Annotated in this window: 4 protein-coding genes and 1 pseudogene; 2 read left to right on the top strand and 3 right to left on the bottom strand. The window is 45.3% G+C overall.

The window, feature by feature from the left end; translation table 11 throughout:
• The 3 genes and pseudogenes from RMO52_RS08135 to RMO52_RS08125 form a co-directional block, all read right to left on the bottom strand.
• Positions 1–602 (bottom strand): annotated as a pseudogene (locus RMO52_RS08135) (DNA nickase); the annotation flags it as partial.
• A gap of 255 nt (positions 603–857) precedes the next feature.
• Entirely contained in the window at positions 858–1676 is an 819-nt protein-coding gene (locus tag RMO52_RS08130; RefSeq protein WP_309737736.1) for a hypothetical protein, read from the bottom strand.
• Between the two features lie 494 nt (positions 1677–2170).
• Entirely contained in the window at positions 2171–3193 is a 1023-nt protein-coding gene (locus tag RMO52_RS08125) for a spore photoproduct lyase family protein (protein WP_396134918.1), read from the bottom strand.
• A gap of 332 nt (positions 3194–3525) precedes the next feature.
• Here RMO52_RS08125 and RMO52_RS08120 point away from each other — a divergent pair, with 332 nt between their 5' ends.
• Positions 3526–4425, top strand: a complete 900-nt coding sequence (locus RMO52_RS08120) for a homogentisate phytyltransferase (protein ID WP_310412762.1) — start codon at positions 3526–3528, stop codon at positions 4423–4425.
• A 259-nt stretch (positions 4426–4684) separates the two neighbouring features.
• On the top strand, positions 4685–5725 hold the full coding sequence (locus RMO52_RS08115; RefSeq protein WP_310412759.1) for a tocopherol cyclase family protein: 1041 nt from the start codon (positions 4685–4687) through the stop codon (positions 5723–5725).
• The last annotated feature ends 231 nt before the right edge of the window (positions 5726–5956 follow it).

Here is a 5956-nt window from a genome sequence, read left to right as displayed (position 1 = left end):
TGAATATTCATGTCAGCTTTATCACTGTTTTGAGTGACAACACTACCGACAACACCGGAAAATGCAGCTACGGAATCTTGAACTCGCGCCCACAAACCTTGCTTGGGTTCTTGTCCGGTTAGTTCCCGAACACCCACCAATTCAATCACACCTTTGAGTTGTTCTTCATGAGCGCGGTTCTCAAAGTTGACCGTGTTGAGTGGGGTGAAAGCGGCTTCTACATCTGCGCCGATGACTTGAGCAGCTTTATGCAGCAGATATCCAGACATGAATTGCTCGTGCTTTAGCGACTCGTGCTTGGTAACTTTTTCATACAATGAAAGTTCCGAGCCATCCATCAACTTAGTAATCTCGTCAATCATCGTCATGACGGATTCTTTTGGCTCCCCTTTGACACCATACTGGACGATAATGGTATCCAAAACGCCTAGATTTTTTTTGTCATCGTCTAGCATTGAACTTAGGCGATGGTTAACTTCCTGGTCACTACTAGCAGCAATAAGCTTTTCCTCATTAGAGATTAGTAGTTTTTGGAATTCTTTGATTCCAGCTAGCTTACAAGCAATTGCCGTGCGTTTTGAATCTTCAAGATTAATAGACATCGATTGTTCTCCTTCCTAATTTATTTTCATTGTTTTCAATGAACCCTCTCTTTATTTAAGATAAAATATTCAGCTAAATTGCTCATCTCTCTATTGGTAGAGATTCTAGACATCTCTTTAGATAAGTAATAAATTTGGCAATTCGAGCGTTGTGAAAAACATGGACGATCGCGAGATCGTCCGTGTTTGCGTATGGCTAGCTCAATTTATACAAATGTTAAAAATCTCAAACTGAGTTAATTAATCAACCCATCTTTAGGCTAAAGATTTACCAAATGTTGTCAATGCTTTACCGAGTTTTTGGATCGCTCCTTTGAAACCGCGTCCGGCATCAGCGGCGGATGCCGTTGTTTTCTCACCGAGTTCGATTAATTTTTCGCTCAATTCACCGCCTTTTGTTTTACTGCCTTTCAGGATTTGCTTGAGGGCTTTGAGGTCGGTGGCGATTTCTTTGAGGCTACTATCTTCAGATTTGTGTAATAAATCGTACCAGCGATCGATCTCGCCAACTGAAGCTTTGGCATCGATTTTATCTGGCGATTGTTTGAGCGTATCTACCAGTGAGTCTAAGTCTTCAAGTTGCTCGGAATCTTCAGCTTTAGCTAATGACCGACCGATTTTAGTCAGTTGCTTACCTAGATGTTGTAAAGGCGTTTTGAGTGCTTTGTCAGTATCAGCGGCGATCTCAATTGTTTGCTCGCCTAAATGACTGATTAGCTCGCCGAGTTCGTGTCCGCTTGGCTCTGGACGTTTTAAGAGTTTTTGCAACTCTTTCAACCCGCTCGCAATTTCTTTAGCTTCTGGTTGTTTGGACTGTTTTAATAAACTTTGAAATGCCTCGATCGATTCTAGGGCAGTGTCAGGATCGAGAGTGCTGAGATCGCCTTCTAATGCTTGCGAAAGTGACGCTATTTTTTGAGATCCTTGGGCGTCATCGGGTGCCGATTTTGAAGCTGGTTCGGCTTTTTTGCTAGCTTTGGTACCGTCGGCTTTTTCTTGCTGTGCGGCTCCATTCTCAATCGAGTCTGCTTGAGTCGATTCGCCTTTGTCTTGAATTTGTCTTTGGCTGGCCATAAGTTTTCAAGCTGTTGTAGATGATTTACACCCAGCTTACAAAGCTTTAGCGATACTTCCCTCACTCAAAGGGTGTAGCTAGCTATCATCCAGTAGAGGGAGTCCGGGGACTCCTGGCTTCGTTTCTACACCGCCCTCAAATGAATTAGTTGCTCATAGCCAAAGTTCGTTAAAACGAACTGAATCAAATTTGGTAGTTCTCTTCAGAGAACTTGAGCTGTCTTGATTCGCTGTCTTGACTGAAACACATGGGTCGAGAACCTCCGCGTGATTTCAGTCGCAAACCGTCGGGAAACAAAGGCGTGCGCGAATCGCTATTAGCCCGTTGGCAAAGCCTATCCGAAGGATACACTTCTAGTTCAGGGCGGTGCTTGAGCGAAGCACATCGATTTTTCTTATCCCGAACTCACGTTAATTAATCAGTCCGCGTAGGCGGACTTTGCATTACTAGCCCCGATTTCAATCGGAGGCGGGACTCGAACGAAGCTAGGCCACTACGTCCAGTACAAGATTTTGGCATCAGGAAAGCGTCGCGCCAATTCCCGCATAAAGAAACTGCGTAGCTCCTTCATAATGTCATTTTCATACACATACTTAGTACCGCCAAACTTATTGCGCTTGACTTTGCGCTGGGACTCATCCATTTCCAGCTTAGTTTGGGGATACCACTCCAGTAACGTCTCCTTGGAGCCGGGAGTAAAACGGTGCGAAATCAGCTCGAACGTCAGATCGCAATCAAAATCTAACGCATTCGCGATCGAGTCTAGCAGATTTGTATAATGCAACTGCCAATCCTCAATCGGCATAATCGGCGCAATCACAATCCCCACTGGATAGCCACCACCACCGCGCGCTGGTGGCAAAGCCAACTTATGGACAGCCTGCAACCGCGCCGCAACGGGAGCTGTACCGCCCTCAAACCGCTGCGAAGCGGGTGCTGCATTGACACTGAACCGACAGCGCGTATGCCCGTTGTGAGGCAAATCTAGCAGCGAATCGACACCATCAAATTTGGACACCCACCGCAAATATCCATCTTTACGAGTACCAAAGTAACGGATACACTCTGCTAAACTGCCTGTGAGATGCTCGATGCCCAAGGGGTCGGTATAGCAACTAACTTCAAAACTAGTTGCCTCACCAGTACGCTCGTAAGCAGCCAAATTTGCCAGCGTCTGCGGCAGATTGGCAAACGCCCGAATCACAGGCGGCCCTTGCAAGCTCCCGGCTAAATAGCAATACTGACAGTGAGCGGGACAGCCTTCGGCAAGGTGAAACTGCCAATCAGCGGAAGGGGGAATCGGACTGAGCTTGAAACTACTGGGAGGAGCTGTCACCACAGCTAAAGTGCGCTTGGCAATCTGATATGTCTCGCGCTCATTTTCACCCCGCAATCCGGTTAAACGGTTGTGAGGGAGAATTTCAATCGGTAAATTTAAGGACTGAGTGCGGGCTAAAATTTGTTGCCCCCAGGGTTCGGCAATCGCCGCAGGTGTAAACAAGACCTGCTCTGGCATCCACAACCGAGGCTGGGCGAGCGTAGCTGATGCAGTGGTACTAGAATCAATTGCGATCGACACAATATCTATCTAACTTTTAGAACTATCTCTATTGTGACATCACCCACTCACAAGCAGGGTCGGGCGGCACCTACGGATATCTCGCTTCCCATTGTTAATTTGCCCTCATTTAAGAACCTGCACCAAATTCACCCAAGTTTTCTTCAATTACAATTAAATTATCACCTTGCTGCTCTAAGTTGCGATCGTAGATCTTTGCAGCTAATCCATCCCCCAGTCTCCCAGTCCCCCAGTCCCCCAGTCCCCCCGTCCCATATCCTCTCCGCCTAATGTATCTATCACAGCTCTGGAAATTCTCGCGTCCCCATACAATTATCGGTACCAGCTTAAGTGTATTTGCACTGTACACGATCGCGATCGCCACCACGCACAGTCCGATTTCCTGGTTGAGTATCGGTCAACTAATCGGAACTTGGATTGCATGTTTGTGTGGGAATGTTTATATCGTTGGCTTGAATCAACTGTATGATGTCGAGATCGATCGCGTCAATAAACCCGATCTACCATTAGCTAGTGGTAAATTATCCATCGCTCAAGGTAAATGGATTGTCGGGGTGACGGGGATACTCGCGATCGCGATTTCGGTTATCTTAGGTAAGTGGTTATTTGCAACTGTTACCCTAAGTTTAGCGATCGGTACCGCTTATTCTTTACCCCCAATTCGCTTCAAGCAATACTCACTACTTGCCGCAATTTGTATTTTGACGGTTAGGGGTTGTGTTGTTAATTTAGGACTATTTTTGCATTTCGATCGACTATTTACGGGTCGAGAGTCTGTACCGCCGAGTGTTTGGGTGCTGACACTGTTTATCTTAGTATTTACCATTGCCATTGCCCTATTTAAAGATGTCCCCGATCTCGAAGGCGATCGCAAGTATCAAATCGAAACTTTTACAATTGTTTTAGGTAAATCAACGGTTTTCAACTTTACCCGCTGGGCGATCGCGACCGCCTATCTTGGCACGATCGCGGCTGGAATCCTATTACCATCGAGTATTAATACCTGGTTTCTGACGATTTCTCATACCGGATTACTCGGTTTGCTCTGGTGGCGATCGCAAGATATCGATTTAGAAAAAAAAGAATCGATCGCCAATTTTTATCAATTTATCTGGAAGCTATTTTTCTGGGAGTATCTAATCTTTCCGATCGCTTGTTTTGTGTATTAATAGATGTAGGCAATTGACAATTCAGGATAGTTATTGAAGTATTAATTTTTGATTTACTAATGTTAAAATAGCCATAAAAGCGAGCTTTGGAGTTAAACAATCATGAAGCTAGAAACACAGTTAGACAAGCTAGCCGAATTAGGATTATGCCTCAATTCTGGGATAACCATCGACGATCTTTTATATTCATACGAGCGATCTCTGTGGTGAAGATCTGGAGCCAGTAATCCCTAGTTAAATTAATTGATAATTGTTAATTATGAAAGTACCCCATAGTGGCTATCATTGGAATGGTATCGACAATGATTTTTTTGAAGGATGGTATTTTCGGCTAACATTGCCAAAGGTTAGAGAATCATTTGCCTTCATGTACTCGATCGAAGATCCTTCAGGTAAAAGCGACCGTCGTGGTGGTGCAGCGCAAATACTCGGTATTGACGAACAACATTTGCTCTGCTCTTTTCCAGATATCGATAAGTTTTGGGCAGACAAAGATTCCCTCAGCTTAGGACATTGGGGTGAGACTAATTTAACTATTAAACCGCAATTGTTAGCAAGTGACAAATTCGATCGCCAAATTACTGAAGGCTATCAAGTTACCGCCACTCTCCACCAAGGCAACCTACCCTCACAAGCGTGTCGCTGGTGTTATCATACTGTCCCGGTTTATGGCTGGGGACAGCCCCAGCAGCCCCAACAAGCCACGGCGGGTTTATTATCGTACTTGAGTGTCTTTGAGCCGGGATGGCAGATTCTGATGGCGCATGGCTTGGCGACAGGCTGGATCGAGTGGCGGGGCGAACGCTATGATTTTACCAATGCGCCAGCGTATAGTGAAAAAAACTGGGGTCGCTCTTTTCCGCAGAAGTGGTTTTGGGTAAATTGCAATAGCTTTGACGAGACGATTGGTTTGGCAATTACCGCAGGTGGCGGACGCCGCAAGGTATTGTGGACGACTGAAGAAGTCGGGATGATTGGCGTTCATTATCGCGACACTTTTTATGAATTCGTCCCCTGGAATTCGCAGATGAGCTGGCAGATTCAACCCTGGGGCGAATGGCGAATTCAAGCGAGTAATAGCGATTTTGAAGTAGAACTAATCGGCACGACGGATTTACCAGGGACGATGGTAAATACGCCCACAGAACAGGGTTTGGTGATGTGTTGTCGCGATACGCTTAAGGGTTTATTATCGATCGATCTTCGCACTCGTCAAGGTCGTCAAATCATCAAAGCAACTAGTCAGAATGCTGGCTTGGAAGTTGGTGGCGATGGGTGGGAGCGAGCTTGGGTAAAATAATTAATAGTTAATAGTTAATAATTATTAATTTTACGAGCCGAATATTTTATACTCACATCATTCACTATTCACTAAAACGTGAGTAAGTATCTGGGCGTAATTAAATATAAGATATCGTGTAGGGTGGGCACTGTCTTGATTCGCTCGATCTGGAGGAAACCTCCAGGGCGCGAATCGCTGCCCACCAGCTAGGTTCCAGACATAATCTATCTTATAAATAATTGCATCTAC

It is taken from the genome of Chamaesiphon sp. OTE_8_metabat_110 (assembly GCF_031382685.1).
GTDB lineage: Bacteria > Cyanobacteriota > Cyanobacteriia > Cyanobacteriales > Chamaesiphonaceae > Chamaesiphon.
This window is presented reverse-complemented; position numbering and strand designations above follow the sequence as displayed.

What these genes read in the sequence shown, in the direction of transcription:
- RMO52_RS08120 (WP_310412762.1), top strand. Translation starts at nt 3,526, where the DNA reads ATGTATCTATCACAGCTCTGGAAATTCTCGCGTCCCCATACAATTATC.
- RMO52_RS08125 (WP_396134918.1), bottom strand. Translation starts at nt 3,193, where the DNA reads ATGCCAGAGCAGGTCTTGTTTACACCTGCGGCGATTGCCGAACCCTGG.
- RMO52_RS08115 (WP_310412759.1), top strand. Translation starts at nt 4,685, where the DNA reads ATGAAAGTACCCCATAGTGGCTATCATTGGAATGGTATCGACAATGAT.
- RMO52_RS08130 (WP_309737736.1), bottom strand. Translation starts at nt 1,676, where the DNA reads ATGGCCAGCCAAAGACAAATTCAAGACAAAGGCGAATCGACTCAAGCA.